The sequence below is a fragment of the Cryobacterium zhongshanensis genome (genome assembly GCF_022760445.1).
In the GTDB taxonomy this organism is placed as follows: domain Bacteria; phylum Actinomycetota; class Actinomycetes; order Actinomycetales; family Microbacteriaceae; genus Cryobacterium; species Cryobacterium algoricola.
In genome coordinates this window covers 526786-552758 of the sequence record NZ_JALGAR010000001.1, presented here as the reverse complement: position 1 = coordinate 552758, position 25973 = coordinate 526786, and the positions used below count along the sequence as shown (strand labels likewise).

Here is a 25973-nt window from a genome sequence, read left to right as displayed (position 1 = left end):
CGCGTTCAGACCTGGCTGACGATGAGGCTCGGGGTGACGTCGCGAAGCTGGCGGACGGTATCGCGGATGCACTCGGCCCAGTCCTCGGAAGGCGTACCCGTGATCCACCTCTCAAAACCGATCTTGAACACGGTCACGCCCGTCTCGGCGGCAAGAGTCGCCGAGGGCTCCGCGACTCCGCGCTCGCGCAGCGCCCCCGCGACGGATGCGGTCAGGGTGGAGAATTTCAGCAGTTCTCGCTCCTGGAGTGCGGGATTGGCCGCGATGATCGTCGCCCGCCGAACGGAATGTGCACGGTCGAAGACCAGTCCGCCGACTGTGTCTATGGCCGCAATGACCGCGTCGACGGGGCGCACGTCTGCGGGCGTCTGCGCAATGGCCTCGAGGATGATGCGCTGGAGCTCCTGGGACCCCTGGAAGAGCACCTCCCGTTTGTCGGCGAAGTACCGGAAGAACGTGCGCTCGGTCACCCCCGCTCGTTCCGCGATCTCGAGGGCCGTCGTCTGCTCGAAGCCGCGCTCCGAGTAGAGCTCGAGCGCGGCGCGCGCGAGCCGACCATGCGCATCCGGTAGCCAGCGTCCCATGAGAAGAAGTCTACGATCCTCCCCCATGATGTCTGTCACTGACATGCTGTGCTAGCCTCATGTCTGTCACTGACATTGCCCGTGAATGTCAGCACTCCACAGCACTACCCGATGCCTGGCAACCGACCGGGCGCTCGTCTCGAAGGAGAAGTCACTCATGCGTATTTTCATCACCGGCGCTTCCGGCTGGATCGGCTCTGCCGTATCCCAGGAACTGATCGCTGCCGGACACGAGGTCGTCGGCCTGGCGCGAAACGACGAGTCGTTCGCGAAGCTGCAGGCCGCCGGCATCACTCCCCATCGCGGGAGTCTCGACGATCTCGACAGCATGCGCGAGGCGGCCGCGGCAGCGGATGGCGTCATCCATCTGGCATACAAACACGACTTTTCCGACATGGCAGGTGCGGGCGCGACCGAGCGGGCCACGATCGAGATGTTCGGGGACACCCTCGCCGACTCGGATCGCCCGTTCCTGTTCGCGTCGGGTGTTGCGGGGATCGCGCCCGGCAGGCTCGCAAGCGAGGACGACGCGGTTCCCTTCAGCGGACCCGAGGCGCCGCGCGGGGGCGCCGAGGCGCTCGCGCTTTCCTACGCCGACCGCGGAATCCGCTCCGTCGCCCTCCGTTTCGCCCCGACAGTCCACGGTGAGGGCGACCACGGATTCATGCAGGTGATCTCAGGGGTCGCCGGCGAAAAGGGTGTCTCCGGCTATGTCGGTGACGGTTCCAGCCGCTGGCCCGCCGTGAATCGTCGGGATGCCGCGAGGATGGTGGCACTCGCACTCGCGAAGGCGCCTGCCGGATCCCGCGTGCACGCCGTCGGCGAAGAGGGCATCTCGTCGCTCGAGATTGCCGCCGCAATCGGCGACGCTCGAGGCCTCCCACTGGTGTCGATTCCCCCGGAAGATGCCGCCGCGCACTTCGGCTGGATCGGTATGTTCTTCGGCCTGGACGTCCCCACCTCGAGCGCCAGGACGCAGGACCTTCTCGGCTGGACACCGACGCACGCCGGTCTTGTCGCCGATATCCAGTCCGGCTTCTACGGCTCGAGCCAGCCCAGCCGGTAACCCCTTCGTCCGTCGGTGCCTCATCGGTGACGGATGCGACGACGGCGTTCAAGCCGCCGTCGCATCCGCCCTAATCCTGTTTCAGCGAAGCCAGCTATCGCCGACCTTGCTGCCCCACCAGCGACCCAGACCGAACGTGTCGCCGGCCCTCGTGAACCAGAACACGAGAATGGCCAGGGCCTGGAACCAGTGATCGTCGACTAACGGGTTGGTGTACACCCCGGCATCCGCGCCGAGGGGAAACTCCGCCAGATACATGAGCCCGAGCAACAGCACAGCCGCGACCGCGGTGATCTTGAGGCCGCACCCGCTGATCAGGGCGAGGCCGATGGCCAGAAGACCGAACATGAATACGTAGTCGACCCACGGTGCGGCGATCGCAGTGAAGATCCCCGCGAACGGCCCGACCGTGTGTGTCAGGAAGCCCTGGGCGGGTGCTCCGCCATCGATCATGCCTTTTCCCGCGGCGGTCAGGAATCCGAAACCGAATATCTTGTCGATAAACGCCCAGAGGAAGTACCAGCCGATCACGATCCGCAATACGGCGAGCGTGATGCGCGCCGGTTTGGACCGCACGATGTCGGTCTCCCAGGTAGCCGTTTTGGCTAGAGCGTTCGCCTGGTCTGAACCGACCGTGAATGTTGTCATGGCGCTTCCCTTCGACCCTGAGGTCTACTGATCGGGCACGGCAGATGTGCCACCACAGATATGAAGGCAACCGCGCCCATATCATCAGCCTAGGACTTCTGTCAACTTCGACATAATTCACTGGTCAAAGCCGACAAAGTCCTCGTCCGCGCAAGCGGTGGGACTCGTCCCGGCCAACCCAGATCCACCCCACATCCACGATTGCACCGACGCCTCCCCGAAAGCGAATCCCTCACCGGGGTTCAGCAGCTCCGATTCGCGTGGCCGCCCAACTGGCCAGGAGCCGCAGCCGCTCCGCGCTGGGTGACCCGGGTTCCGCGGTGTAGATCATGAGAACGAATCCCGGGTCGGCGGTAATAATGAGCTCTTCATAGGCAAGGGCGAGTTCGCCGACGACGGGGTGGTTGAAGCGTTTGGTGCCGGAGCCGTGGGTGCGCACATCGTGGGCTCCCCAGAGCCGGCGGAAGGTGTCGCTGCGGGTGGACAGCTCGCCGACGAGGTCCTGGAGCACTTTGTCGTTGGGATCGCGGCCGGCCTCTGCTCGCATGATCGCGACACACATTCCGGCGAAGAGGTCCCAGTCCGGGTAGAAGTCGCGGGATGCGGGGTCGAGGAATTGGAACCGGGCCAGATTCGGTGTGAGCCCACCGTCACCGATCAGTGGCGAGTAGAAGGCACGTCCCAATTCGTTTGTCGCGAGAAGGTCCTGGTGCTGGTCGCGCACGAACGCGACGCCGTCGGTGATCGTGCCGAGTACCCAGTGAAGGCTGGGCCGGCTCACGGCGTTCTTCGTGGCGCGCCTTCGTGGACGTCCCGACAGCGGGACACCGTCTGCCGCGCGGGCGAGGTCGAACAGGTGGGTCCGTTCGGTGTCGTCGAGGTTGAGCGCACGGGCCAGGGCGTCGAGCACTGAGGAGGATGCCCCTCCGATCGCGCCACGTTCGAGTTTGGCGTAGTACTCGACGCTGACGCCGGCGAGCGTTGCCACCTCGGTGCGACGCAATCCCGCCACGCGCCGGTTGACTCCGGTGGGCAGCCCCACCTGTTCCGGAGCGATCTTCGCGCGGCGCGACATGAGGAATTCGCGTACCTCGGCTTGATTGTCCATGCCGACGAGACTACGTCTCCGGCGCTGCGCCTGGGGTGCCCTGCTGGTACACCCCTCGACAGAGACTCCCTTCCGGGGCGCACGGCGCGTTGACTGGGGCATGCCCGACCCGGGACTCCGGACGGGCACAGCATGGGTCTCATGCTCCTTCGGGTAGCAGCCGCCCACGGTGAGGAGATTCTTGACTACCACCATCACGGTGTCACCACCGACCGCCGTCGAGACGGTGAAGCGCCTGCCATTGGCAACCCTGATTGCCCTGGCCGTCATCGGCTTCGTGCTGGTTGCGATGGAAACCATGCCGGCCGGCCTGCTTCCGATCATTGCCACCGGCATGGGGACGAGCGAAGGCACCGTCGGGCTGTTTGTCAGTGCGTACGCGCTCGGCACGGTCATCATCACGATCCCGGCCATCACCCTGACCAGGGGGATGCGTCGAAAGCCCCTGCTCCTCGGCGCGATTGTCGGTCTCATCCTCGCGAACAGCGTCACCGCGCTCTCCAGCGACGTGACTCTTTCCCTGCTGTCTCGGTTCGTTGCGGGGGCATTCTCGGGAATCATCTGGGGGATGCTCGCAGCCTACGGTCGAAAGATCAGCCCGCCGTCCCGCGCCGGGCTGTCCCTGGCGATCGTCTCCGGCGGGGCACCGGTCGGATTCGCCCTCGGCACACCCCTCGGATCCTGGCTCGGAACGACATTCGACTGGCGGTGGGCATTTGCCGGCCTCACCGCAGTGGCCGTCATCGCCGGTGCACTCATCGCCGCGATCGCGCCCGACGCCCGCGGGCAGAAGGGACGCTCGCGACTGCCCCTGGTCCGGGTGCTCCGGATCCCCGGGATCGCCATCATTCTGGCCGTCATCTTCACGTGGATGCTGGCGCACAACACGATCTACACCTATATCTCCCCGTATCTGAGGTCCACCGGCAGCAGTCTCACCGTCGACGTTCAGCTTTTCATCTTCGGAGTCGCCTCGATCGGCGGCATCGTCATCACCGGGGCCCTGCTGGACCGCTATCCGAGACCGCTCCTACACGGCAGCGCGGCGCTGTTCATCGTGGCCGGTGTTGTGCTCCTCGTCGGGCACACCTCGACCGCGGCGATCGTCGTCGCATCCGTTCTGTGGGGAATCGCGTTCGGCGGGGTATCCGCCCAGGTTCAAGCCGCTCTCACCACAACGGGAGGCGACGACTCGGATATCGCCAATTCGTTCCTGCCGGTGGCGTTCAATCTCGCCATCTTCACCGCCGGCATCCTCGGCGCCGCCCTGCTGACAGTCTTCGACGGCCTCGTCCTCACCGTCGTGATGATCGTGTTCGGCCTCGCTGCGCTCCTGCTCACCGTCTACGGGCGGCGCACCGCTTTTCCCGTCCGCCTCTAGCAACCATTTCCCACGATTTCTCACCCATTCGACCATTCGACCGCAACACATCTGGAGATAACAATGAAAGCGATCTACATGTTCGGTGCCGGCGACGTTCGTCTCGTCGACGCCCCCGACCCCATCCTGAAAGACCGGACCGACGCCGTCGTCCGAATCGTTCGGGCCTGCGTGTGCGGTTCCGACCTGCACCCGTACCACGGCATGCCGAGCACCCCGGGCGGTGTGTCGATGGGGCACGAATTCATCGGCGTCGTCGAAGAAATCGGATCCGACGTCCGCACCCTCGTGCCCGGCGACCTCGTCATCTCTCCCTTCGCCTTCTCCGACGGAACGTGCGAGTTCTGCCGCGAAGGCCTCTACACCTCCTGCATCCACGGCGGTTTCTGGGACATGCCCGGTATGGGCGGCGCCCAGGCCGAAGGCATCCGGGTTCCCTTCGCCGATGGGACCCTCGTGAAAGTCCCCGGCATCGACGAGACGTCCCCGCTGCTCACCTCTCTGCTGACCCTCTCCGACGTCTACGGCACCGGGTGGCATGCGGCCACCCGCGCCGGCGTCACGGCCGGAGACACCGTCGCGGTGATCGGCGATGGAGCGGTCGGCCTGATGGCAGTTCTCTCCGCCAGGCAGCTCGGCGCCGAGCGCATCATCCTGATGGGGCGCCACAGGGCGCGCACCGATCTCGGACGGAAATTCGGCGCAACCGACGTCGTCGCAGAACGCGGCGACGAAGGCATCGAGAAGGTGCGGGAACTCACCGGCGGTCACGGCGTCCGGAAGGTGCTCGAAGCGGTCGGACATTTGCCCGCCTACGAACAGGCCTATCGCATCGTTCGGCCTGGCGGAGTCATCAGCCGCGTCGGCGTCCCCCAGTATGAGGACGCCCCGATCGGGTTCGGCAGCCTCTTCGGCGGCAACATCACCCTGACCGGCGGCCCGGCTCCCGTGCGCGCCTATATCGAACAGCTGATGCCGGCGATCCTGGACGGCACCGTCAACCCCGGAAAGGTCTTCGACCGTACCGTCACCCTTGACGCCGTCCCCGAGGCGTACCGCGCCATGGACGACCGCGAAGCCCTCAAGGTCATGATCGCCCTTTGAGCAGCAGGCCCCTGCCGCTCCCCCGCACCCTCCACCACCCCTGAAAGGAACATCATCGTGATCATCGAACCTGCAGTACCGACCACGCTCAACCCGCCCGCCCAGTTCGCCGGTGACGTCTGGCTCGACCCGATCGCACTGCCCCACGAGCCCGACCAGCGGATGGTCGTCGTGACGGTGCGCTTCGCTCCCGGAGCCCGCACCGCCTGGCACTCCCACGAACTGGGCCAGTACGTCCGCGTCACGCAGGGCGTCGCTCGTTTCGGAGGGCGAGACGGCTCGATCATCGAGGTCCACCCCGGCCAGACGCTCTACACCCCGCCGGGCGAACAGCACTGGCACGCGGCAGCCCCCGGCGTCTTCATGGAGCACATCGCCATGGTCCAGTCGGGCGACGACCCGGCCACAACCACGACGTGGCTGGAGCACATCACCGATGACGAGTACAACGGCAGCTGACGGCCGTCAGCGCAGGGAGGCTGGGCGCATCCGTTGCGAGCGCCCAGCCGTCCGCGGATGAGAAAGGCCGCTGCTCGCTAAACTTGAGTCGAGTCCACGACCTTTGGAGGGGCTTTGAATACCGAACAAGCAGCACGGATGAACACCGGAGTCGGCTTCGTCGCAGCACTCGACCAAAGCGGCGGCAGCACGGGTGGTGCTCTGAAGCTCTATGGCATCGACCCGGCCTCGTACGGTTCCGATGAGCGAATGTTCGACCTGATGCACCAGATGCGTGCCCGCGTAATGACGACTGAATGCTTCACCTCCGACCGTATCCTCGCGGCGATCCTCTTCGAGCAAACCATGGACCGCACCGTTGACGGCCAGTTGACGGGTGATTACCTCACGGCCCGAGGTATCGTGCCGATCGTCAAGGTCGACCAGGGCCTGGCCGCTGAGGAGGACGGCGTCCAGTTGATGAGACCCCTCACCAAGCTGGAACCCCTCCTCACCCGTGCCGTTGAACGCACGATGTTCGGCACGAAGATGCGTTCCGTAATCAAGGCAGCCAACCTTGCCGGAATCCAGGCGATCGTCGACCAACAATTTGCCGTCGGAAGGCAGATTCTCGCCCACGGCCTGGTGCCGATCCTGGAACCCGAAATCGACATACACGCCCCCGACAAGGCCGAGGCCGAAAACGTCCTCAAGGCCGACGTTCTGGCAGCCCTCGACGGGCTCCCCACCGACCAACCGGTGATCCTCAAGCTGTCGATCCCAACGGTGCCCGACTTCTACACCGACCTGATCGCACATCCGTCGGTCTTGCGGGTAGTAGCACTCTCCGGTGGCTACAGCCAGAGTGAGGCCTGCCGATTGCTGGCCGAGAACCACGGTTTGAGCGCCAGTTTCAGCCGAGCACTCCTCGAGGGTCTCGCTGTCCAGCAATCGGACGCAGCCTTCAACGCCGTGCTGGCCACCTCCGTCGAGCGGATCTACGCGGCATCTACGACCTGAACCCGGCATTCCCAATGCGCGACATGCGTGGTAGACGTAGCTCATGACCCTTGGAAGCAAAGACGAACCGTGGATTCTGTCCACCGCGCCGGGTACGAGCCAGTACACGATGTACCGCGACGCGTCGACGACCCCACCGAGCCTGGTCTGCCAGGTCGGATCGACCAAGCTCAGCTACGACGCCCGCGCCATTGAGGACCTGCACGCCTGGCTCACGGAACAGGGTGATTGGGTACCGCTGGGTGCCGCGGACGAGAAGAAGGTCCCGGCTGAGGGGAGCGTCGAGGCGTGGGGCAGGTCCGAGTCCAACCCGCTCGGCGGCTGGTACGGGCTCCGGAACGGCTACCGCGGGCGATTCGGCATATACCTTCCGCCGTTGCTCGAAGCGCTCGGCCTCGCCGAACTCACCCACGACCCCCGCAACAACAGCATGCGCGCACTCTAGAACTCCCTCTCTGCGGTCCCGTATGACAACGGGCCGTCGGATCCACAGGACCGCAGCTTTCTTGCAAGGTTCTGGGGAGGCTAGGTTCCGGACGCGAGAGCACGCGCAATGATCGCCTCGATGACGTCGGTCTTGGCTTCGGCGTATGCATTCATGTCGTCGAAACCGTCACTCAACAACGCGCTCTTCGTCGCTTCATATAAGGACCGGTCGTCCGCATCCGCACGAAGACGGTTGCGGAACAGGAGGTACCTGTCGATAGCAGGATCTCCGCTTTGCAGGATGTGGATGTGCACATCGCGTGCTGACGTTCGCACCAGGCGATGGCCGGGCTCACGAGCGCGCAACTCGTATCCCACGGATAACAGAGGTGCGAGATAGTCCTCCTCCGCGGTGATATCGCCGACCGTGACCAGGATGTCGATAATCGGCTTGGCTGCCAGCCCGGGCACCGAGGTCGATCCGATGTGCTCAACCTCGACGCCCGTCGTTCCGAGTGCCTTCCGCAGACGATTCCGGTGGGCACGAAAGATCACGGGCCAGCGCTCGTCATAGGCAACGAGTTTCAGCTCGCGCTTCTCTGATCCGCCGACAAGCTCGACCGTTACAACGTCTGGTCGACGCGGTACACAGTCCATGGTCATGCGATCATCGGCGCTTCGGGCTTGCCCGGACGACGTTTGAACGCCCAGCGGATGCCGCCTCGCGCGAGCATGAGGACGATGATGAGTGCCGTGACTTGAAAGAAGCCGCCGAGACGGACGGCGTCTCCGAATGCCAGGGCCACCAGTTCGAGCACCAGGAACTTGCTGCCCGGTAGCAGCAGCACCAGGGTGACCGCGTTGACGATTCGAACCCACCGCGTTTCCGCCGAGCGAATCCGCGCAACGATGTTCTTCTTGGCCCAGAGCACGATTTCAAGGACGGCTTTGAGCAGGATCGCCGTCAAGAGGGCAAGCAGGAAATTCTCTGAGATGACGACGGGAAACAGCTGGATGAACACCCCGAGCACGACGAGATAGACCAGCACGTCGACGAGATCTATCGGGCGGATCCGCATCCAGCGAGTATATCGATAGCGTCCGGACCGAGGAGTGTCGTAGCGTAGGCGATATGACGATCTCGCTCGGATATCAGATTCCCAATTTCACCTATCCGGGCGGCGTCGAGTCGCTGTTCGACACCGTCGCAGCTCAGGCGCGCGAAGCGGAGGCCAGCGGATTCGACACGGTTCTGGTGATGGACCACTTCTATCAGCTGCCCGGAATCGGCACGCCCGATCAGCCGATGATGGAGGCGTACTCGACGCTGGCCGCCCTGGCCGTGTCGACCAGCACCATCCAGCTCTCCGCGCTCGTGACCGGCAACACCTACCGCAACCCGACCCTGCTCGCCAAGACCGTCACCACCCTCGATGTCATCAGTCACGGCCGGGCGATCCTCGGCATCGGGGCGGGCTGGTTCGAGCTCGAGCACGAACAGCTCGGTTTCGATTTCGATACCTTCACGGAGCGATTCGAGAAGCTCGACGAGGCGCTCCAGATCATCCACCCCATGCTGCGCGACGAGCGGCCCGAGATCACGGGCAAGTGGTACCGGGCGCACGGGGCCATGAACGTGCCACGGTTCCGCGAGAGCATCCCGATCATGCTGGGCGGCCAGGGCGAGCGCAAGACCTTCCGCCTGGCGGCGCGATACGCCGACCACATGAATATCATCTGCGCCATCGAAGACCTGCCACACAAGCTGCAGGTTCTGAAGCAGCGCGCCGAGGAGATCGACCGGGACCCGTCCACCCTGAAGACGAGCTATCTCGCCAGCGCGGTGATCGTGGAGACGCAGGCAGAAGCCGACGCCATTCTGCAGTCCCTGCCCGAGGAACGACGCAGCCGCGCCTTCGTGGGGACGGCGACCACGGTGGCGGACCGGATTCAGACCGAGATCCTCGATGCAGGTGTCGACGGTGTCATCGTGAACGCCCCGCTCAACGGCCATGTGCCCGGTGTCGTGACGGCACTCGGTGAGGCACTCGCCCCGCTGGTACGTCAGTAGTACGCGAATCCGCGGCTGTCGCGGCGTCCTGAGACGGAGTCAGCGATCTTCCGGGCATCCGCGATTTCGCGCCGACTCGGGTTGACAGCACCGCCGGCGCCGCGGATGGCGCTGGCAGGCCCGCAGCTCAGCGAAGTGACCGCAGGTAGCGTCTACGCACGATTCGTTGGGCGATGAGAAGCAGTGGGTAGAGGGCTCGCCACGGCTGCTGCGGCGCGGGGCTCGTGAGCGAGCGCACGGTGAGACGCACCTCGTCGCCACGTCGGTGCACGATGAACGCCTCTTCGCCGCTGACCGGGTGCCCCGGCAAGGTCCGGTAGGCGAAGCCGACCCGGTCGGACTCAGCGATGACCGCGACGACCTGCACGGGCTCGACAACGGTCACCGTGAGCACGCGTGCGGTGACGATGACACGGTCGCCCGGTGACACCGGGCCGGTCGAGTCGACGGCAAACCCACTCTCTGTCTTCACCCGCCATCGGAGCACGTCCCTGGTGGCACGCTCCCAGACGGCGTCACCATGCCCCACGAGTGCCGACACCTCCGAACGCCGGTATCCACGGTCGCTCGCCGGCCATTCACGCAGTTCGGGGCGGGTCATGCCTCACTCCTTCGCCACACTGCGGAGAAGCACCTCACGCTTCACAGCCGCTCGCCGGACTGCGCTATCGGGCGTTGCGTAATCCGGCACCCAGAGCTCCACCTGCGTAACAGGATCAACCACCCATGCGCCCCCGGTCATGATCCTCAGCGTAACCTCCGCGCGAAGAATTCCGCATGGTTGCGGGCATGCCGGAGCGTACGGAACTGAGGTCACACGTCATTTGAACTCGGCGCGCATACCCGAGTCCACTCTGGCGTTCCACGCTCAGCAGGTTGCGAAGGAAATCGTTGTCAGGGACAGACTCTGCAAAACCACAAGTCGCATAGAAAGGCGCATTCCACGCAACGTCAACATAAGTTCGCAGCGTGACACGTGTGCGACCGAGCTGCGTTGACTCGGTCTTGACCGCTTCCACGAGCGCACGCCCATACCCGTGGCCTGTCTGGGACGGCACTACGGACAACTGCTCGAGGTGATTGCCGCCCGGGATCTCGATGACGTGGGCAAACCCGACAGGCCTGGAATCCGGCTCCGTACTGGCCACAAGAATAAAACCAGGATGTCGTGATCGCTCGACGCCAGAAGGAGCCGGCTGCCAGTCAGCGATCGAAAACACGGATGCGAAGAGACCGTCGGCCGCATCTTCGATCTCCTGGAGGGCGACCAGATCCTCGGCCGTCGCTCGGCGGATCATCGCAGTCCCCATGTCGTCGAGGCTAGTCTCCCCGGTGCTCTGTCGACGAGGCCAGAGAATCGTTCTTACCTTTCGACGGGAGCTGACAGTAGGGTGAGGCCATGCGCAATGATCGAGGGTGGTTCCCGTGGCGGGTCACGCGAGCTCTCTTCGCCCTGGGCACCATGTCGATCTTCACCGGCGTGTTCCCTTTATTGCTCCGATCAGCAACTGTTTACTCGTGGGTTCTGATTCTGGTCGGTCTCACTCTCATCGCGGTCTCCGTTCGCGGCCCTTGGGACAGCGAGGAGAGCGGTCGAAACCGGTCCGTTCTGGGATTCACAGCACGGCCCGGTCCCGACCAGAAGCGCTAACCGGCGTTCCGCAGGGCCTTGCTCAGGCGCGCGGCCTCCGTGTGCCGCAGGAAGAAAAGCCTGCCGGTGGCAAGGCCCGGCGCAAAGCACTCCTCCAGGCCAGGCCAGGCCAGGGGCAACGATCGTCCCGTGCCGGCATCTGCCCGAGGCTCTGACAAGACGCTTCGTGCTCGCGCTACATCTTCTTCTCGCGCCGGAGCCGGGCCTGGATCACAAATAACATGACCATGTTCAGTACCGCGCTGATCTGGAAGAGTGTCCGGGAAAGAGTCATTCCGGAGTCGAAGGCTTCGGATCCAGGAACAGTCCCGAAGCACGATACGCCGAGCACGGCCACTCCGAACAAGATCAGCATCGACGTGAAGACGAGCGTGGCCTTCAATACCGGACCCGATCGTTTCCAAAAGACACGTAAATTCTTCACTGTCCTATTGTGCCCAAAAACCCCTGCTCCGGCGGCATAACTGCGCTCCCGTATAGTGATCGAACTCGATGGCCGCCGCCGGGAAGGCCGGAATGGCCACCACAGAGACCACCGAACGCTGACCGCTGACCGCTGACCGCAGCACCAGAACATCTAGGCAACCCTGCGGCTACAAGACAGATCCTGAATGTTAGCGCGTCGCCTCATCGGGTAGCGCCGTTCTGGCGAGACGGGAAGGCGTCATTGTGTGGACGCGATTCCGCGTCGGAGCGACGACCTCGAACCTCGAGGTTCAAGGACATGACCTCCCATGGCACCCCAGCCATCGTCCGTCGTCCTGTGCTCTGCCGCCTGAATGTGGTGTCCCTGTGGATCCAGGCCTATCTCCTACGGCCCCGTCCGGATGTGATGCGGTTGCCCGCACACTCACCGCGTAGTTGCATCGGGCCCGATCGTTCGTTCTTGGCCGTTCGCATCCAGGACGCGGATGTCCAGGGGCATGCGATTGCGGCGGCGGAGTCGTCCGGTCAGAACGCTATGAAGACCGCGGGTCACCAGGGCCAACTTCGTCAGGCTGCGAAACTCGCCAGCGTCCGACGTGACAAGCTTCACGAGGGGACGCGCGGCCGCCTCCGGCGCCTGCCCCCACAGCCCAACGACGACCTGGAGTGCACTTAGACGTCCTTCGTATCCTGGCTGGGACGTGATGTGCCTGAGCAGGGCTGTCGTCACCAACCCGGGGTTCATACCGTGAACGCGGACTCCGGTTCCTTTGGTTTCGAGCCGTAGAGTCTCCGTGAACTGGCGGACCCAACGCTTGCTTGACGCGTATGCGTTCTGCATTGCGACCGGGCCTTGGTCGCCTTGGCCGTAGAGGTTGACGAGGTCGCCGTGGCCTTGGCCCGCGAAGGGTGCCCTGCTGGGCATCCATGCTTCTCCTCAAGCCGTTACCGCAGGAGAACTAACGAGAGGTTTTTGGTCCTGCTCGTGACGCGACGGTTAGTGCCCCTTTCGCGTCCATGATGGCACGGTTGTTCGGCCGGAGCGGGCTGCGAAGTCGATCGCGGAGATGGCTGCCGCAAGGGTCCCGCGGGCCACGATTCACAAGGACCCGCGCGACCTGTCCACAGGGGGAACTTGTGCCGAGCGACGGGTGCATCGGTCGAGGGTACGTTGGGGGACGTGACTAGTCGAAATGGGCGCATCGCCCTGATCACCGTCGGCGTGATCGCCGTGATCCTTGGTGGAGTGTGGGCCGGGCAGGGCATGAATCTGATCCCGGGAAGCTTCATGACAGGTAGCCGCATGTGGCTTTCCATCGGGCTCATCGTCGCCATCGTCGGCGTCATCCTGATCATGCTCGGCCTGCGCCGGCCAGGGCACGGCGGCACGAGCAAGTGAGACTCCAAAGCCTGGATGGCGCTCCAACGCACGCCAGGCAGCCCCACTGACCCTGGTGCTAGGCGACCGGGAGCGTCAGGAGCAGCTCGAGGTTCTGTGGACCCCGCTCGAGCTCGCCGGCCTCAATGCGGCGCGCGATCTCGACCGTGTGCGCGTTGTACGGTGCGGACTGTCCGACACGGGCGAGCACTTCGACGACGAAGCCGTTGACCTCGTCGACCTCGGCACGGCGGCCTTTCATCCAGTCCTGCAGCACTGTCGTCCGAGTGTCGGGCAGGGAGTACTTCTCGAGCACTTCGCCCAGCAGATCCTTCGCGTACTGGTCAGGCCCGCTGACCTGGTCCTCGGTGAGCCCGAAGATCGGCACGAGCTTGCAGCCGTCTGCGACCGCGGCGCGGGCGGCCTCTTTGCCGCACTGCACCATGAACTCGTGCACCCCCGGCATCTTCACGGCGTCGGCGAGTGCTTCGTCGAGGATCGCGGACGGCACGAGCTCGCCGGCGTTGGCGACGAGCTTCATCCACTTCGACGACCGGATGTCGGGTGAAATCTCGACCGTGCCGGCGTGGCGTAGCACCTCCTGGACCTCGGGCTCCCGGCCGCGCGCAGAGTCGTCGAAGGCCCCCACGGTGAACCAGGAATTCTCGGGGGCGTTTTGCCGCGTGACGATGCCCGGTTCGAACATGTTTGAAGCCATCTCGATGACCGCGCCGATCGTGCGCTCGGGGCCGACGATGTCGGCGACGTCGTTGAGGGACATCCCGTTTTGAAGTCCGACGACGAGTGCGTCTGGTGCGAGCGCGTGCTTGATGAGCTCGACGGCCCAGCGCGTGTCGTAGGCCTTGACGACGACGAAGACGATGTCGAATTTCTCACGCAGGGTCGCCACCTCGCAGAGGTGCAGGGCGCGCACCGTGGTGACCTCGGTCTTGAGCGGCAGACGGATTTCGATGCCGTGCTCGCGCATGGCCTCGACGTGGGCCGGCCACTGCTCGATGCAGGTGACGTCAAGCCCGGCTCGCGTGAGGTCTGCGGCGATGCCGGCCCCCTGTGCTCCGGTGCCCACGAATGCGATTCTCTTACCCGCCATTGGGTTCCTCCGCTTCTGTACGTTCCTACTGTACAAATCGTTAAGCACTATAGATCAATTCGGTTCAGTCACCGATTTGGCGACGCAGCACCTCGACGACCTCCGGCGAGGGTCGCAGTTCTCCGCGCTCGATGCGGTGGGCGACCTCGACTATCGCCGAATTGACGGGCGCCGAACGGCCCAGCCGCGCCGCCTCGGCAACGACCGTGCCGTTGATATCGTCCACCTCGCTGTGCCGCGACTTGCTCCAGTCCTGTAGCACCGTCGTGGTCGCGCCCGGTAGCACGAAGTCCCGGTAGAGAGTGTCGAGGAGTGTCTCCACGACCTCGTCGGAGCGCTCGAGATCCGCGGGCTGGAGGCCGAAGATCGGCAGGATCGGATGATCAAGGGCGGCGCCGACATCCAGCGCCTCCTGACCAGAACGCAGCATGATCGTCCGCATGCCCGGCACGGCGAGGGCGTCGAGCATCGGCAGCCCGAGGCTCGCGGTCGTCACGAGCGTCGTGCAGTTGCTGACGAGTTTCATCCATTTGGTGGCGAGAATGTCGTGGACGATCTCAACGGTGCCCGAGTGCCGCAGCACAGCGGCGACCTCCTCCTCGCGCCCGACAGGCCCGCCCTCGAGGGCCCCGACCGCGAACCAGGAGCGCGCGGGACCAGAATGTCGCAGCACGAGGCCGGGATCATTCATCGTCGAGGAGATCTCGATAACGGCGCCCATGGTGCGGTGCGCCCCGACGACCTCGGCGATCGTCTCCGTCGTCATGCCGTTCTGCACGCCAACGACGAGCCCGTCGTCCGCGAGGTGGGGCGCGATGAGTTGTGTCGCCCACCGCGAGTCGTAGGCCTTCATCAGCATCAGCACGATGTCGAATTTCTCGCGCAGCGTGGCGACCTCGCACAGATGCATCGTGCGCGGCCGCACGTGCAGTTGCTCGTCGGGCATCCGGATGGTGAGGCCCGTCGCCCGCATCTCCTCGACGTGCGCGGGCCATTGCTCCACGAGCGTGACGTCGACGCCGGCGAGCGTGAGGTCCGCTCCGATCGACGAACCGTTCGCGCCGGATCCCAGCACCGCGATCCGAGGGGTCATGCGGGCTCTCCTTACACTCCAGGTGTAGGGAGGCTACCGCCTGAAAGAACATGTTGCCTAGTTTCCTATGAGTTAACGTTCGGGCTTGCGAACTGACCGATTGAGCGAGAGAGTGTGCAGCGTCGCTGGACATTCTCAACGAGGAGAGCCATGAGCATCAATACTGCCGCGCCCCATCCCGAGGACTTCGTTGCGGGCCGGCCCTTCGTCTTCCGCAATGCGATCGTCATCACCGTCGACACTCCCGGAGTACTCGAGAACGCCGACGTCCTGGTTAACGGCGAGACCATCGAGGCCGTGGGGTCGAAACTCCAGGTGCCCGAGGGCACGCTCGAGATCGACGCGAGCGGCGGCATCCTCATGCCCGGCATGATCGACACCCACCGTCACATGTGGCAGACGGCGCTGCGCGGCTACGGCGGCGACTGGGCGCTCAGCCAGTACTTCGTCTTCTACTACCTGCAGCACGGCGAGGTCTTCCGGCCCGAGGACATCTACGCGGGGAACCTCCTGAGCGCACTCGAATCGGTCGACACCGGCGTCACGACGACGCTCGACTGGTCGCATGCGCTCCGCACCCCCGAGTACGCCGACGCGGCGATGAAGGCCTTCGAGGAGATCCCCGGCCGATTCGTACTCGGCTACGGCAATTACCTCGGAGCACCGTGGGAGTGGACCGCGGCGCCCGAATTCCGTTCCTGGGTCGCATCGCACTCCCCGACCGACATGCACGGGTTGCAGATCGCCTTCGACGTGCCCGATTCGGAGAACTTCCCTGAGAAGGCGGCATTCGAGTTCGCACGGGAGAACGGCCTGCGCGTGACCACCCACGCCGGCGTGTGGGGCGCAACGACGGACAACGCCATCGACCATATGTACAGCGGTGGATTCATGACCGACCAGATCTGCTACGTGCACGGCACGACGCTTTCTCGCGAGAGCTACCAGAAGATCGCCGCCACGGGCGGAACGGTCTCGGTCGCCACCGAGAGCGAGCAGAGCGCCGGCCAGGGCTACCCCTCGACGTGGCAGCTCCGCAAGTACGGCATCTCGGCGTCGTTGTCGATGGACACGAGCGTCTGGTGGAGCGCCGACTACTTCTCCGCCATGCGCGCGACGCTCAGCGCCGACCGCTCACGCGAACACCTCGAGGCCCACGCCAAGGGCGAGACCGTCAACGCGAACCGCTTGCGCGCCGAGGACGTCGTCTGGATGGCGACGATGGGCGGCGCGAAGTCCCTCGGCATGGAGGACAAGATCGGTTCGATCACGCCCGGCAAGAAGGCGGACCTCCTGCTCGTCATGAACGACCAGTCACCCGCGATGACGCCCATCCTCAACCCGAACGTTCACGTCGTGTACCAAGCGGGCACAGCCGACATCCACAGCGTCGTCGTCAACGGTCGGGTGCTCAAATACGAGGGCAAGCGCATCGGTCTCGACCTCGCCCCGGCACGGGATGCCGTCGCCCAGTCGGTCGAGTTCGTGCGTTCCAAGCTCGGCGAGCAGGCATGGGTCGAGGGGATGCACCCCGCGCTCGCTCCGAACGAGCCGATCGACAACCCGTACCACTACCAGGACGACGACACCAAGTGATCCTGCACATCGCGACCTTCCGCTGGCGGGACACCGTGACCGAGGAGGATGTCGCCGAACTCACCACCCAGTTGCGCAACATGGCCGCGGGCATTCCGGAGTTGCGCTCATACGAGTGCGGAGAGAGCCTCCGGCTGCGGCCGGGCGGTGCCGACTTCGGCGTCGCAGCGATCGTCGACGACGAGGCCGGACTCTCCGCGTACCTCGACTCCGAGGCTCATGCCTCCGTCTACGAGCGACTCCTCGGGCGCATGATCGCCGACCGGGCCGCCGCGCAGCTGCCTGTCGGGCCCGGCGCGGCGCTGTGACCGCTATCCGCGCCGTCGTGCGCCACGGCGGCATCGAGGAGATCACAGGTCGCGACTACAGCTGAGCAGTCGCGTCTGGATCACATCAAGCAAAGGGAGAACGAGTTGAGCGAGAAGACCATCGTCGTCATCGGCGGAACCTCCGGCATCGGTTTCGAGATCGCGAAGGACGTCGTCGCGCACGGTGATCGGGTCGTGCTCACCGGGCGGGACGCGACCAAGGCCAGGGAGGTCGCCGCGTCGATCGGGGACTCGGCGACCGGCATCGCGCTCGATATCTCCGAACCGGAGGGCATCGCGGCCCAGCTGGCGGGCATCGGAACCGTGAACGGACTCGTGCTTGCCGCGATCGAGCGGGATGCCAACACCGTCCGGGACTACAACATCGCCCGAGCGACCCGGCTCGTCACCCTCAAACTCGTCGGCTACACGGAGGTCGTCCACACCCTGCTCGATCGGCTCGACCCCTCCCCCGACACCGGCATCGTGCTCTTCGGCGGGCGAGCCAAAGACCTGCCGTACCCCGGTTCGGTGACCGTCTCAACGATCAACGGCGGCGTCGAGGGACTGACGGTAGCGATGGCGCTCGAACTCGCACCGATCCGGGTCAATGCACTGCATCCCGGCATCATCGGAGACAGCCCGTTCTGGGCCGGCAAACCCGTGGGCGTGCTCACGGGCTACGAGGCCCGCACCCCCGGCGGCACGCTCGCCACGATGCAGGACGTCGTGGATGCTGCGCGCTTCCTGCTCGACAACCGCGGCATGTCGGGCACGAGTATCGCCGTCGACCGCGGCTGGCGCATTACCTGAGCGCTCGAGTGCAGCCGATGTCATCCGGAAGTTCTGCAGCAATCCACACATTGCACGAGTCGACGAGAATCTTCACCTGCCGCCGCCATGTGCGCCGGCTAGGCGGACTCGCGTACCACGAGCGTGAGCCCGGAACTCCGACTCTCTCGCGTTCCACCTGGGGCGCGCCCGGACAGGATGTTGTCGACGAGTTCAACGGCGTACTGCGCTAGCTCAACCTTGTCGATCGAGAGACTCGTCAGTTCCGGAGTAACGAGGGCACCAAGAGCTAGACCGTCCGTTCCGATCACGGCTATATCATCGGGCACAGAAACGCCGGACCGCGCGAATTCTTTCAGGGCGCCAATTGCCATCACGTCGTTATAGACGAGCACGGCATCCGCATCGGGATATCCGTGGATGAGTTCGGCAGCCGCCTGTACGCCACCCTGATGGGTCTCGTCGTCGCGAAACTCAGATCCTTCGGTCCAAGGCAGGTCGTGTTCGTGGAGGTACTCACGATACGCATGCCGCCGCGAAGACGCGATATGACTGGAGTCGATCATCGCAATGCGGTGTCTTCCGTTGGCCGTTAAGTGATCCAGTGCCGCGCGAACCCCGGCCTGATAGTCGATCTCGACGAACGCATCGACCCTATCCGCCGCGGAGCCATCAAGCATGATGATGGGGATGCCCAGGGCACGGCCACGGACAGCGTCATCGGGAAGCAACCCGACGGTATCCGTGCGGCACCCGGTGAGCACGAGCGCGTCAACACGATGCGTCAAAGACTCAAGCCGAGCACGAGCCTTTTCCTGATCATCACCGAGATCGGACAAGATGACACTCCAGGCGTGCTCCGAAGCGATCCGACTGAGCGCCGATGCGAGTTCAGGATAAAAAGGGTTGCTCAGGTCATCAACGACAAAGCCGATGGTGACATCGCGGCCACGTACCAAGCCCTGTGCCGCACGATTTGGCCGATAATTCAGCTGGCGCGCAACGCCGATGACGCGTTCCCGAGTGGCGGCACTGATATCGGGAAGGCCGTTGAGGGCTCTCGTCACCGTCTGCCGAGAGACTCCGGCAACACGCGCCACGTCCAGGATCGTGATCTGTGAACCGCTGTTTGCCATGACCACAGACTACTGGTAGCGTCGCCGTGAACGTTCACGTGAACGTTCACGGCACCAGGAAAGAAAGGAATCTCTCCCATCGTTTCTCCGACGAATGAATCGCAGCATCCACCTCGGGAGGCCGCCCGCGCTCGCGTTGGTGTGGCGATGTTGTTCTTTACGAACGGCGCAATCTTCGCCAACCTTCTGCCGCGGTACCCAGAGATCAAGGCCCAACTCGACCTAACCAATGGCGCGTTTGGTCTTGCAGTGTCGGCCTTTGCTCTGGGAGCGCTGCTCGCCGGGTTGACGGCCGGATCGTTGGTGCGGAGGTTCGGATCGGCCAGAGTAGCCATTCTTGCAACCGTGTTGTCGGCGGCTGGGATCGTGCTTGCCGGGGTAGCACCGGTCTGGACGGTTCTTGCTGCGGGACTCTTCCTCGCTGGCGCCATGGATTCGATCACCGACGTAGCCCAGAACTCTCATGGGCTGCGCGTTCAGAGGCTGTACAAACGGTCGATTCTGAACTCTTTCCATGCGGTGTGGAGTGTGGGTGCTGTTCTCGGAGGAATTCTCGGCGCAGTCGCCGCGCAACTTGCGGTGCCTGTTGTCACGCACTTGACCATTTCGGCCGTGTCTTTCAGTCTCATGGCAGCCTTCGCGTACCGTTTCTTGCTCCCAGGTGTTGAGCCGATCACTGCCGAGATTCCTGCTGAGGCGGGCGTGGAAGCAGGAACCGGTACCCAGAAGCTGGTGCGGCCTCCGAGGTTGTTGAGCCGCTACGGAATTCTCTTCGCTCTTGTTGTCATCGCAGCATCGGGTGCCATCGTCGAGGACGCGGGAAGTTCTTGGGCGGCAATCTACTTGTCAGGTTCGCTAGGAGCATCGGCTTTCATAGCCGGTGCCGGGTTTATCGCTCTGCAGGGGATGCAGTTCATCGGTCGGATTGTTGGCGACCGACTTGTAGACCGCTTCGGGCAGCGCTTGGTCGCACGCACGGGCGGCACCATCGCCTTCGTCGGGATGGGCCTCGCCCTGGCCTTTCCCACCGTTCTCGGCACCGTGATCGGATTCGGTCTCGCCGGTCTCGGCGTCGCCACGCTTATCCCGGCGGCGATGCACGCCGCAAACGAGCTGCCGGGATTCCGCCCCGGCACGGGACTCACCATTGTGAGCTGGCTGCTACGCGTCGGCTTTCTCCTGTCACCTCCCATTGTCGGCGCGATAGCCGACGCATCCACCGTTCGGTTCGGCCTGTTGATCGTGCCCGCCGCGGGAGTCCTCGTGTTCATCTTCGCTTCCGCGCTGTCCTCAAAACCATCGCCGAGCATCCAACACGAGACCGCACGCAACGAGGCGCCCAGTCATAAGTTCTCGACATGCGCCGAATGTGAGGCTGCCGCAGACCTTTACTTCCTCTCGGATACTCCCGTTTGGATGGCCGATGAGCATCGAGCATCGAGCATCGAGCATCCTGTACCGCCCGACTCTCATACGCAAAGGATCCAAGAAATGAATGACCACACCACAATCGGGACTGACGACGAGAACTTGGACCCCCGGGAACGCGACGTACGCGACCGGATGGACCACCACCACCTCTACACTGACTCCGGAGCCGGCCTCGAAAAGCTCACGGAGGAGCGCCTTCGCGGCAAGGATCTCGCCGACGATTTCAATGCAACGCGAGCACGCGACGATGAAGGTCGTCAGCTCATCCTGCGCGAACTATTCGGAAGTATGGGAGACGACGTTTGGGTTGAGCCGCCTCTACGGGTGGCCTACGGAAACCACGTGCACCTCGGCGATTCCGTCTACGTCAACTTCAACCTCACCCTGGTTGACGACGTGGATATCCACATCGGTGACCGCGTCATGTTCGCACCCAACGTCCTCATCACCACGACCGGACATCCCGTGCACCCCGATCTTCGCCGCGACGGATCGCAATTCTCGGCGCCCGTGTACATCGACGACGACGTCTGGATCGGAGCGGGTGCCATCATCTTGCCTGGGGTGTCCATCGGTGCCGGCTCGATAGTCGGGGCGGGGAGCGTGGTCACCGCCAACGTGCCCGCGGGAGTGGTCGTCGCTGGGTCGCCGGCGCGCATCATTCGGCATATCCAAGACGCTGATCTGCAGTACCAGTACCGCCCACCGCGCGGTCTACTCTGACCCAACCCGTCGAGCCGAAGGATTGGCTCCTATCTCTTCGAACAAGGAAACCCACGTCACCGCGACGACGTCGTGAGCGTGCAGGACAAGGTCACCGCCGTCCCGTATCGTGCAACGCACTGTCACCGAAGCTGGTCGCACCTCGGGGGAATTACGCGCGAAGGCGCACTGCGGCGACCGCGCGGTCGTAGAGAGCCGCGAGATCGCCCACGCCGCCGCCGGTGACCCAGAGCTCTCCTGCTGCATCCAGGCAGGCGATCGAGCTTGCGACGATCGCGGCGGGCGCCGGGTCGGACGCGTCATCGTCGGCCAGTCCGAGGCGCCTCCGGATGTCGGGTACCAGCAGTGACTGCCAATGCAGGTGCTTCTCGATACTGCGTGACCGTAGCGACGGCGTCCCGTACATCATCGTCGCTATCTTCAACGTGACACCGGGGTCGAATTCGAGCGCATCCACGGCGTGCAAGGCCTGACGAAGAGCCTCCCAAGGTCCAACGGTCAGTGGTACCTTCTCGAGCGCATCCCGCATGCGTTCGCCCTGGCTCGCCAGATCGCCCAGCACGATGTCTTCCTTGGTGCCGAAGTAGCGGAAGAACGAGCGTCGCGAGATGCCGGCCGTCGACGCGATCTGATCGATCGTCGTCCGCTCGAAACCCTGATCCAGGAACAGCCGCATAGCGACGCTCGTGATCTCGGCATAGGCCGCCTGACGCGATCGCTGCCACAAGGTCGATTCAGTACTCATGCCAGAATCGTAGCCTAAATGCCTGCTTGACACCCAGTGCCAGTTAAGCATACGTTCTCTTCGGGCGCAGTTCGCGCCCCACCCTCACGTTTATTGGAGCCGCTTATGCCCGCATTGGACTACCACAACCACACCATCCTGATCACGGGAGCGTCATCCGGCATCGGCGCGACTTTTGCCCGCGCTCTGGCTTCTCGAGGCGCCAGCCTGGTGCTGGTCGCCCGACGCCGAGATCGCCTCGACGCACTCGCGACCGAGCTGACTGCGGCCCACGGCGTGACGGCCACCGCGATCACCCAGGACCTCGGCTCGCCAGCGGTGGGCGTCGAGCTCGCAGCTGCGGTGGCAGCGGCAGGACTCCACGTCACGGGCATCATCAACAATGCCGGTTTCGGTACATTCGGCGACTTCGTCGACGAGGACTCCGACCGCCTCGCCCAAGAGATCGCCGTCGACATCAGCGCACCCGTCCAGATCAGCTCCGCCTTCCTGCCCGACATGGTCAAGGCGGGCACCGGCTTCCTGATCAACGTCGCCAGCATGGCCGCGTACACCCCCACCCCGAGGATGGCCGTTTATGGGGCGGCAAAGGCGTTCGTGCTGAGCTTCACCGAGTCCCTCTGGGCAGAGACCCGCACATCAGGAGTCACGGTCTTCGCACTCTCGCCCGGCGCGACGAGCACCGAGTTCAACGCCGTCGTCGGCACCGACGACGCCACTGCGGGAGCGCGAATGCGCACACCTGAGGACGTGGTGGCCACCGCGCTCGCCCACCTCGACAGACGCAACCCGGGCCCGAGTGTGATCGATGGCTCCTCCAACCGGATCGGCGCTAGCATCGGCCGAGTGATGAGCCGACGCGGAACCGTCAGGATGATGCACCGACTCACCGATCCCGCACGCCGCAACCACACCGCCGCGGCGAGAAAGCGCAAGGCAGTCAATTGCCCGGGTTGACGCTGCCGCATGGATCAAACCATTCTCTATTTTGCACACACACAGGTACGCACACAGATGTGAGTCGCCCCACCAAGTGGCCGACCGCTCGCGCCGGTCAATGGCCGATAAGCAAGGACTCCCGCACCGCGTCGACGACGTCGGGCGTCAATTTCGTCAGCTTGTCTTGTTCTCAGCGGTCAAACTCAATGGATTGCGAGATTGCTTGAACGCGCATTGTGTGTCACTCTTTGTCTTGACAATATGAGACAAAAACCAAACACAAAGGAGTCGCATGGACTGGTCACTGCTGATTAGTGATATCCCATTCGTCGCCACGTCTACCTGGATAGCTCTCGGCGTTGGTCTCGGTCTCGGCCTGCTTTTCGTCTTGGTTGCACCCTGGTCCTCAACCTCCAATGACAAGTATGCGAAGTTGTGGAGAGTGTGGCGCCTACGAGGCCTCGGTGTTGGCTTGGCCAGTGGCGCTCTATTCGGTTCGCTCTTCGTCTTCTACGTTGGCGCTGACCGAGGCTCGCCTGCGACCGACTTCATCGTGCTACCTGCCGTAGCCGGCGGCCTGGTCGGGCAAGCCGCAGCAGGTGCCATCGCCGGCGAGATGGGACGTGAGCAGATCAATCGGCGAGTCGGACATTCGCAGGCCGTTTCCCTACGTGACTACGTGTCGTCGCCCGCAATGTGGGCCGCGCGGATTCTCGTCCTATCGGCCACGATTGCGCTAATCCTGCTGTACGTGATCGCGGCGCGGACGACAACATCTGATTCCCCAGCGGTTTATCCTCAGGTCTCCGCTTTTGTTGTTGCGCCCGCATTGCTCGTTCTCATCCTGACCGAGGTCGGAGCCCGGGTCCTCATCACCCGTCCTTCATCGGCCGGATCCGTTAATGCTCTGCGCCGTCAAGATCTTCAGCGAGTGCGTATCGTGCGCGACGGCGCCGGCTCCGCACTGAGCCTCGGAGTGCTGGCCTTCATCATCTCCATGCCTCAGCTCGTAGCGGCGATCGACCCTCGAACCGAGGTTCTCGCCCTAGCGAGCCCAGCCATATCTGCGCTCATCGAGTCCGCGGCGGTCATCTGCGTCGCGATCTCAATTGTTTTCTCATTTCGCGCCAGGGTGTTGCCATCTCCGAAGATCCATCGCTCAAGCAAGCCGGGAGAAGCCGCGCGATGATTGAAGTCGACACTCAATCCGCGACCCCGCCTTTCGAGCAGGTTCGCGTGCAACTTCTTACCCAGATCGTGAACGGCGAGCTTGTCGCCGGAATGCGGCTGCCTACGGTCCGCAGACTCGCTGGCGACCTTGGACTTGCCATCAACACGGTCGCCCGGGCCTACAAAGAACTTGAAGAAGTCGGTCTCGTCCTTACCCGCGGGCGCGCGGGCACGTTCGTCGCGGCCAACGGAGACAGTGTTCGGCAAGAGGCGCATGCCGCCGCCCTCGAGTTCGCCACTCGTATGGCACAACTTGGTGTCAATCGCAGCAGCGCCATCGCCCTCATCGAGGCTGCGCTCGGAAACGGCATCCCGGCTCATTGATCGTGTGAGGCCGAAACTCCGGCACTCGTGTCCACGGTGGCAAGTTACGCGAGGCGCTACTCGGCGGATTCGTCTCGACGATGAAGTTCTCAAGTACGCCATCTATTGCTTCGCAAATTACGTCAGCAAGCGCCGCGGCGGACACACATCGACAAGGCGAGAGACGGTCCATGTTGACCGTCTAGGTAACCAAAAACGCCGATTAGGGCCGTTCCGACCCGAAAAAGTGTGCCCTTGGAGGGATTCGAACCCCCAACCGTTTCCTTGCGACACAACCGAAAGCGCCATCACTTTCGATACAAAAATGTCTCTGATCAGGATATAAGAACTCTGAATTTTTCCAGGTACTCACAGAAGTGCACACATAGCCGTTACCCGATCAAAAATAGTCTGGTCCACAGACCGCTGAGGCACCCACGGCTACAGGGCATGTCAAGTCAAGTGAATCGTCAGCGGCCCCGTCCTCATTCAAGGACGTGCCTGAGGTAGCGTCCCGGGTCATCCAGATACCGTTTCCAATGTTGCACGAGCTCCAGATCGGCCCACTCAGATCGAATTAGGCCGTCCTCGGTGAGTTCGAGGATGTCGGCGCCCGGCATGGACGCAAGCAGCGGTGAGTGGGTGGCGCAGATGACCTGGCCGCCAGCCCTGACAACGCGGTCCATCGAGGCAATCAGGCTCAGGCACGCGGTGAAAGAGAGCGCAGCTTCGGGCTCGTCGAGGAGATACAACCCTTTGACCGAGAACCAATCCTCGAAGACCTGCAAGTAACTCTCACCATGGCTAACAGCCGTGTAGCTATCGCCATAACCGAGGCGTTGGAACACATCCAACGCGGTCTCCGAACGGAGAAAGAATCCTTTGGCTTGGGTCTTCACCATTGTCGACCCTCCAAGTCCACGGTCGAATCTCACAGCTTGGCCAAGCACCGATTTCCGCAACTCGGACGAATATTTGCGACCGCTCTGGCCACCGCGCACGTCCACTCCCCAGGCCTCCGCAACAGCTTCGACAATGGTCGACTTGCCAGTACCGTTCTCTCCGACGAGAAATGTCACTGGCGCGCTCAGGGCTACCCCGTCGCCGACTAAGTCACTCACCGCCGGAATCGACCACGGCCAAGTCGTTGACTCAATGACCAACGCGTCCGGCACATAGATGCGCTCAACAATCATGCAACTCACTCTCCCATGCCCTCCGAAGAAAGCCCGATAGGGAAAGGTTTGCGGTGCCGAAACTTGATC

General features: G+C 63.8%; 29 protein-coding genes and 1 pseudogene. 16 read left to right on the top strand and 14 right to left on the bottom strand.

All coding sequences use genetic code 11. The features are described from left to right. Nucleotides 1-5 precede the first annotated feature (5 nt). Nucleotides 6-584, bottom strand: coding sequence for a TetR family transcriptional regulator (locus tag MQH31_RS02665; RefSeq protein WP_134535360.1), 579 nt, complete (start codon nt 582-584; stop codon nt 6-8). A gap of 157 nt (nt 585-741) precedes the next feature. Here MQH31_RS02665 and MQH31_RS02660 point away from each other — a divergent pair, with 157 nt between their 5' ends. Beyond that, nucleotides 742-1650 (top strand): SDR family oxidoreductase, encoded by a 909-nt coding sequence (locus tag MQH31_RS02660; RefSeq protein ID WP_243010804.1) that lies wholly within the window; start codon nt 742-744, stop codon nt 1648-1650. A gap of 81 nt (nt 1651-1731) precedes the next feature. Here MQH31_RS02660 and MQH31_RS02655 read toward each other — a convergent pair whose 3' ends face one another. Beyond that, a complete protein-coding gene (locus MQH31_RS02655) occupies nt 1732-2298 on the bottom strand; it encodes a DoxX family protein (protein ID WP_198415922.1) in 567 nt (188 codons plus the stop codon). A gap of 232 nt (nt 2299-2530) precedes the next feature. Beyond that, nucleotides 2531-3406 (bottom strand): helix-turn-helix transcriptional regulator, encoded by an 876-nt coding sequence (locus MQH31_RS02650; protein ID WP_243010803.1) that lies wholly within the window; start codon nt 3404-3406, stop codon nt 2531-2533. A 181-nt stretch (nt 3407-3587) separates the two neighbouring features. On the opposite strand from MQH31_RS02650, the gene MQH31_RS02645 reads away from it, so the two are divergent. The 5 genes from MQH31_RS02645 to MQH31_RS02625 all read left to right on the top strand — a co-directional run bounded on the left by MQH31_RS02645 (nt 3588) and on the right by MQH31_RS02625 (nt 7794). Next, nucleotides 3588-4787 (top strand): MFS transporter, encoded by a 1200-nt coding sequence (locus MQH31_RS02645; RefSeq protein WP_243010802.1) that lies wholly within the window; start codon nt 3588-3590, stop codon nt 4785-4787. Nucleotides 4788-4850: 63 nt separating this feature from the next. Next, the gene (locus MQH31_RS02640) at nt 4851-5891 is read left to right on the top strand and encodes a zinc-binding dehydrogenase (protein WP_243010801.1); all 1041 of its coding nucleotides are present in this window, start codon (nt 4851-4853) and stop codon (nt 5889-5891) included. 57 nt (nt 5892-5948) lie between these two features. Next, nucleotides 5949-6350, top strand: a complete 402-nt coding sequence (locus tag MQH31_RS02635; RefSeq protein WP_134535356.1) for a cupin domain-containing protein — start codon at nt 5949-5951, stop codon at nt 6348-6350. A gap of 114 nt (nt 6351-6464) precedes the next feature. Next, complete coding sequence (locus tag MQH31_RS02630; RefSeq protein WP_243010800.1) at nt 6465-7349, top strand: fructose bisphosphate aldolase; 885 nt, start codon at nt 6465-6467, stop codon at nt 7347-7349. A 43-nt stretch (nt 7350-7392) separates the two neighbouring features. Next, complete coding sequence (locus tag MQH31_RS02625; protein ID WP_243010799.1) at nt 7393-7794, top strand: DUF6855 family protein; 402 nt, start codon at nt 7393-7395, stop codon at nt 7792-7794. Between the two features lie 80 nt (nt 7795-7874). On the opposite strand, the gene MQH31_RS02620 is transcribed toward MQH31_RS02625, so the two are convergent. Continuing rightward, nucleotides 7875-8438, bottom strand: a complete 564-nt coding sequence (locus tag MQH31_RS02620; RefSeq protein WP_243010798.1) for a GrpB family protein — start codon at nt 8436-8438, stop codon at nt 7875-7877. After that, nucleotides 8435-8854 (bottom strand): hypothetical protein, encoded by a 420-nt coding sequence (locus MQH31_RS02615; RefSeq protein WP_134535352.1) that lies wholly within the window; start codon nt 8852-8854, stop codon nt 8435-8437. The genes MQH31_RS02620 and MQH31_RS02615 overlap by 4 nt, the downstream gene beginning before the upstream one ends. Nucleotides 8855-8907: 53 nt before the next feature. On the opposite strand from MQH31_RS02615, the gene MQH31_RS02610 reads away from it, so the two are divergent. Further along, complete coding sequence (locus tag MQH31_RS02610) at nt 8908-9846, top strand: LLM class F420-dependent oxidoreductase (protein ID WP_243010797.1); 939 nt, start codon at nt 8908-8910, stop codon at nt 9844-9846. 127 nt (nt 9847-9973) lie between these two features. On the opposite strand, the gene MQH31_RS02605 is transcribed toward MQH31_RS02610, so the two are convergent. The 4 genes from MQH31_RS02605 to MQH31_RS02590 all read right to left on the bottom strand — a co-directional run bounded on the left by MQH31_RS02605 (nt 9974) and on the right by MQH31_RS02590 (nt 12848). Further along, on the bottom strand, nt 9974-10447 hold the full coding sequence (locus tag MQH31_RS02605; protein ID WP_243010796.1) for a DUF1990 family protein: 474 nt from the start codon (nt 10445-10447) through the stop codon (nt 9974-9976). A 115-nt stretch (nt 10448-10562) separates the two neighbouring features. Then, nucleotides 10563-11156: a GNAT family N-acetyltransferase gene (locus MQH31_RS02600; protein WP_243010795.1), complete on the bottom strand. Its 594-nt coding sequence runs from the start codon at nt 11154-11156 to the stop codon at nt 10563-10565. A 516-nt stretch (nt 11157-11672) separates the two neighbouring features. Beyond that, a complete protein-coding gene (locus MQH31_RS02595; RefSeq protein WP_134535347.1) occupies nt 11673-11921 on the bottom strand; it encodes a hypothetical protein in 249 nt (82 codons plus the stop codon). A 426-nt stretch (nt 11922-12347) separates the two neighbouring features. Then, a complete protein-coding gene (locus MQH31_RS02590; protein WP_243010794.1) occupies nt 12348-12848 on the bottom strand; it encodes an SDR family NAD(P)-dependent oxidoreductase in 501 nt (166 codons plus the stop codon). A gap of 255 nt (nt 12849-13103) precedes the next feature. Here MQH31_RS02590 and MQH31_RS02585 point away from each other — a divergent pair, with 255 nt between their 5' ends. Further along, nucleotides 13104-13322, top strand: a complete 219-nt coding sequence (locus MQH31_RS02585) for a hypothetical protein (RefSeq protein WP_243010793.1) — start codon at nt 13104-13106, stop codon at nt 13320-13322. A gap of 58 nt (nt 13323-13380) precedes the next feature. Here the strand turns inward: MQH31_RS02585 and MQH31_RS02580 are convergent, their stop codons facing one another. Both MQH31_RS02580 and MQH31_RS02575 read right to left on the bottom strand, forming a co-directional pair. After that, on the bottom strand, nt 13381-14388 hold the full coding sequence (locus MQH31_RS02580; RefSeq protein WP_243010792.1) for a ketopantoate reductase family protein: 1008 nt from the start codon (nt 14386-14388) through the stop codon (nt 13381-13383). A gap of 88 nt (nt 14389-14476) precedes the next feature. Beyond that, nucleotides 14477-15505 carry a ketopantoate reductase family protein gene (locus MQH31_RS02575; RefSeq protein WP_243010791.1) on the bottom strand — a complete coding sequence of 343 codons (1029 nt, stop codon included), beginning with the start codon at nt 15503-15505 and terminating at the stop codon, nt 14477-14479. A 150-nt stretch (nt 15506-15655) separates the two neighbouring features. Between MQH31_RS02575 and MQH31_RS02570 the strand changes: the two genes are divergently transcribed. From MQH31_RS02570 to MQH31_RS02560, 3 genes are all read left to right on the top strand, one after another. Then, a complete protein-coding gene (locus MQH31_RS02570) occupies nt 15656-17101 on the top strand; it encodes an amidohydrolase family protein (RefSeq protein ID WP_243010790.1) in 1446 nt (481 codons plus the stop codon). Beyond that, the gene (locus tag MQH31_RS02565; protein WP_243010789.1) at nt 17098-17409 is read left to right on the top strand and encodes a Dabb family protein; all 312 of its coding nucleotides are present in this window, start codon (nt 17098-17100) and stop codon (nt 17407-17409) included. The genes MQH31_RS02570 and MQH31_RS02565 overlap by 4 nt, the downstream gene beginning before the upstream one ends. Before the next feature lie 105 nt (nt 17410-17514). Beyond that, nucleotides 17515-18222, top strand: a complete 708-nt coding sequence (locus tag MQH31_RS02560; RefSeq protein ID WP_243010788.1) for an SDR family NAD(P)-dependent oxidoreductase — start codon at nt 17515-17517, stop codon at nt 18220-18222. Nucleotides 18223-18320: 98 nt separating this feature from the next. On the opposite strand, the gene MQH31_RS02555 is transcribed toward MQH31_RS02560, so the two are convergent. Beyond that, nucleotides 18321-19337, bottom strand: a complete 1017-nt coding sequence (locus tag MQH31_RS02555; protein WP_243010787.1) for a LacI family DNA-binding transcriptional regulator — start codon at nt 19335-19337, stop codon at nt 18321-18323. A gap of 147 nt (nt 19338-19484) precedes the next feature. Here MQH31_RS02555 and MQH31_RS20960 point away from each other — a divergent pair. Continuing rightward, nucleotides 19485-20696 (top strand): annotated as a pseudogene (locus MQH31_RS20960) (MFS transporter); the annotation flags it as partial. A gap of 57 nt (nt 20697-20753) precedes the next feature. Further along, complete coding sequence (locus MQH31_RS20955) at nt 20754-21491, top strand: sugar O-acetyltransferase (protein WP_372488126.1); 738 nt, start codon at nt 20754-20756, stop codon at nt 21489-21491. A gap of 151 nt (nt 21492-21642) precedes the next feature. On the opposite strand, the gene MQH31_RS02540 is transcribed toward MQH31_RS20955, so the two are convergent. Further along, complete coding sequence (locus MQH31_RS02540; protein ID WP_243010786.1) at nt 21643-22236, bottom strand: TetR/AcrR family transcriptional regulator; 594 nt, start codon at nt 22234-22236, stop codon at nt 21643-21645. A 105-nt stretch (nt 22237-22341) separates the two neighbouring features. Between MQH31_RS02540 and MQH31_RS02535 the strand changes: the two genes are divergently transcribed. The 3 genes from MQH31_RS02535 (at nt 22342) to MQH31_RS02525 (ending at nt 24729) form a co-directional block, all read left to right on the top strand. Continuing rightward, entirely contained in the window at nt 22342-23193 is an 852-nt protein-coding gene (locus tag MQH31_RS02535) for an SDR family NAD(P)-dependent oxidoreductase (protein ID WP_243010785.1), read from the top strand. Nucleotides 23194-23467: 274 nt separating this feature from the next. Then, nucleotides 23468-24364: a hypothetical protein gene (locus tag MQH31_RS02530; protein WP_243010784.1), complete on the top strand. Its 897-nt coding sequence runs from the start codon at nt 23468-23470 to the stop codon at nt 24362-24364. Then, on the top strand, nt 24361-24729 hold the full coding sequence (locus MQH31_RS02525) for a GntR family transcriptional regulator (protein WP_243010783.1): 369 nt from the start codon (nt 24361-24363) through the stop codon (nt 24727-24729). Before MQH31_RS02530 ends, MQH31_RS02525 begins: the two co-directional genes overlap by 4 nt. 464 nt (nt 24730-25193) lie before the next feature. On the opposite strand, the gene MQH31_RS02520 is transcribed toward MQH31_RS02525, so the two are convergent. After that, nucleotides 25194-25904, bottom strand: coding sequence for an AAA family ATPase (locus MQH31_RS02520; RefSeq protein WP_243010782.1), 711 nt, complete (start codon nt 25902-25904; stop codon nt 25194-25196). Between the last annotated feature and the right edge of the window lie 69 nt (nt 25905-25973).

What these genes read in the sequence shown, in the direction of transcription:
- MQH31_RS02665 (WP_134535360.1), bottom strand. Translation starts at nt 584, where the DNA reads ATGGGACGCTGGCTACCGGATGCGCATGGTCGGCTCGCGCGCGCCGCG.
- MQH31_RS02660 (WP_243010804.1), top strand. Translation starts at nt 742, where the DNA reads ATGCGTATTTTCATCACCGGCGCTTCCGGCTGGATCGGCTCTGCCGTA.
- MQH31_RS02655 (WP_198415922.1), bottom strand. Translation starts at nt 2,298, where the DNA reads ATGACAACATTCACGGTCGGTTCAGACCAGGCGAACGCTCTAGCCAAA.
- MQH31_RS02650 (WP_243010803.1), bottom strand. Translation starts at nt 3,406, where the DNA reads ATGGACAATCAAGCCGAGGTACGCGAATTCCTCATGTCGCGCCGCGCG.
- MQH31_RS02640 (WP_243010801.1), top strand. Translation starts at nt 4,851, where the DNA reads ATGAAAGCGATCTACATGTTCGGTGCCGGCGACGTTCGTCTCGTCGAC.
- MQH31_RS02625 (WP_243010799.1), top strand. Translation starts at nt 7,393, where the DNA reads ATGACCCTTGGAAGCAAAGACGAACCGTGGATTCTGTCCACCGCGCCG.
- MQH31_RS02620 (WP_243010798.1), bottom strand. Translation starts at nt 8,438, where the DNA reads ATGACCATGGACTGTGTACCGCGTCGACCAGACGTTGTAACGGTCGAG.
- MQH31_RS02615 (WP_134535352.1), bottom strand. Translation starts at nt 8,854, where the DNA reads ATGCGGATCCGCCCGATAGATCTCGTCGACGTGCTGGTCTATCTCGTC.
- MQH31_RS02610 (WP_243010797.1), top strand. Translation starts at nt 8,908, where the DNA reads ATGACGATCTCGCTCGGATATCAGATTCCCAATTTCACCTATCCGGGC.
- MQH31_RS02605 (WP_243010796.1), bottom strand. Translation starts at nt 10,447, where the DNA reads ATGACCCGCCCCGAACTGCGTGAATGGCCGGCGAGCGACCGTGGATAC.
- MQH31_RS02600 (WP_243010795.1), bottom strand. Translation starts at nt 11,156, where the DNA reads ATGGGGACTGCGATGATCCGCCGAGCGACGGCCGAGGATCTGGTCGCC.
- MQH31_RS02590 (WP_243010794.1), bottom strand. Translation starts at nt 12,848, where the DNA reads ATGCCCAGCAGGGCACCCTTCGCGGGCCAAGGCCACGGCGACCTCGTC.
- MQH31_RS02575 (WP_243010791.1), bottom strand. Translation starts at nt 15,505, where the DNA reads ATGACCCCTCGGATCGCGGTGCTGGGATCCGGCGCGAACGGTTCGTCG.
- MQH31_RS02570 (WP_243010790.1), top strand. Translation starts at nt 15,656, where the DNA reads ATGAGCATCAATACTGCCGCGCCCCATCCCGAGGACTTCGTTGCGGGC.
- MQH31_RS02555 (WP_243010787.1), bottom strand. Translation starts at nt 19,337, where the DNA reads ATGGCAAACAGCGGTTCACAGATCACGATCCTGGACGTGGCGCGTGTT.
- MQH31_RS20955 (WP_372488126.1), top strand. Translation starts at nt 20,754, where the DNA reads ATGGCCGATGAGCATCGAGCATCGAGCATCGAGCATCCTGTACCGCCC.
- MQH31_RS02540 (WP_243010786.1), bottom strand. Translation starts at nt 22,236, where the DNA reads ATGAGTACTGAATCGACCTTGTGGCAGCGATCGCGTCAGGCGGCCTAT.
- MQH31_RS02535 (WP_243010785.1), top strand. Translation starts at nt 22,342, where the DNA reads ATGCCCGCATTGGACTACCACAACCACACCATCCTGATCACGGGAGCG.
- MQH31_RS02530 (WP_243010784.1), top strand. Translation starts at nt 23,468, where the DNA reads ATGGACTGGTCACTGCTGATTAGTGATATCCCATTCGTCGCCACGTCT.
- MQH31_RS02525 (WP_243010783.1), top strand. Translation starts at nt 24,361, where the DNA reads ATGATTGAAGTCGACACTCAATCCGCGACCCCGCCTTTCGAGCAGGTT.
- MQH31_RS02520 (WP_243010782.1), bottom strand. Translation starts at nt 25,904, where the DNA reads ATGATTGTTGAGCGCATCTATGTGCCGGACGCGTTGGTCATTGAGTCA.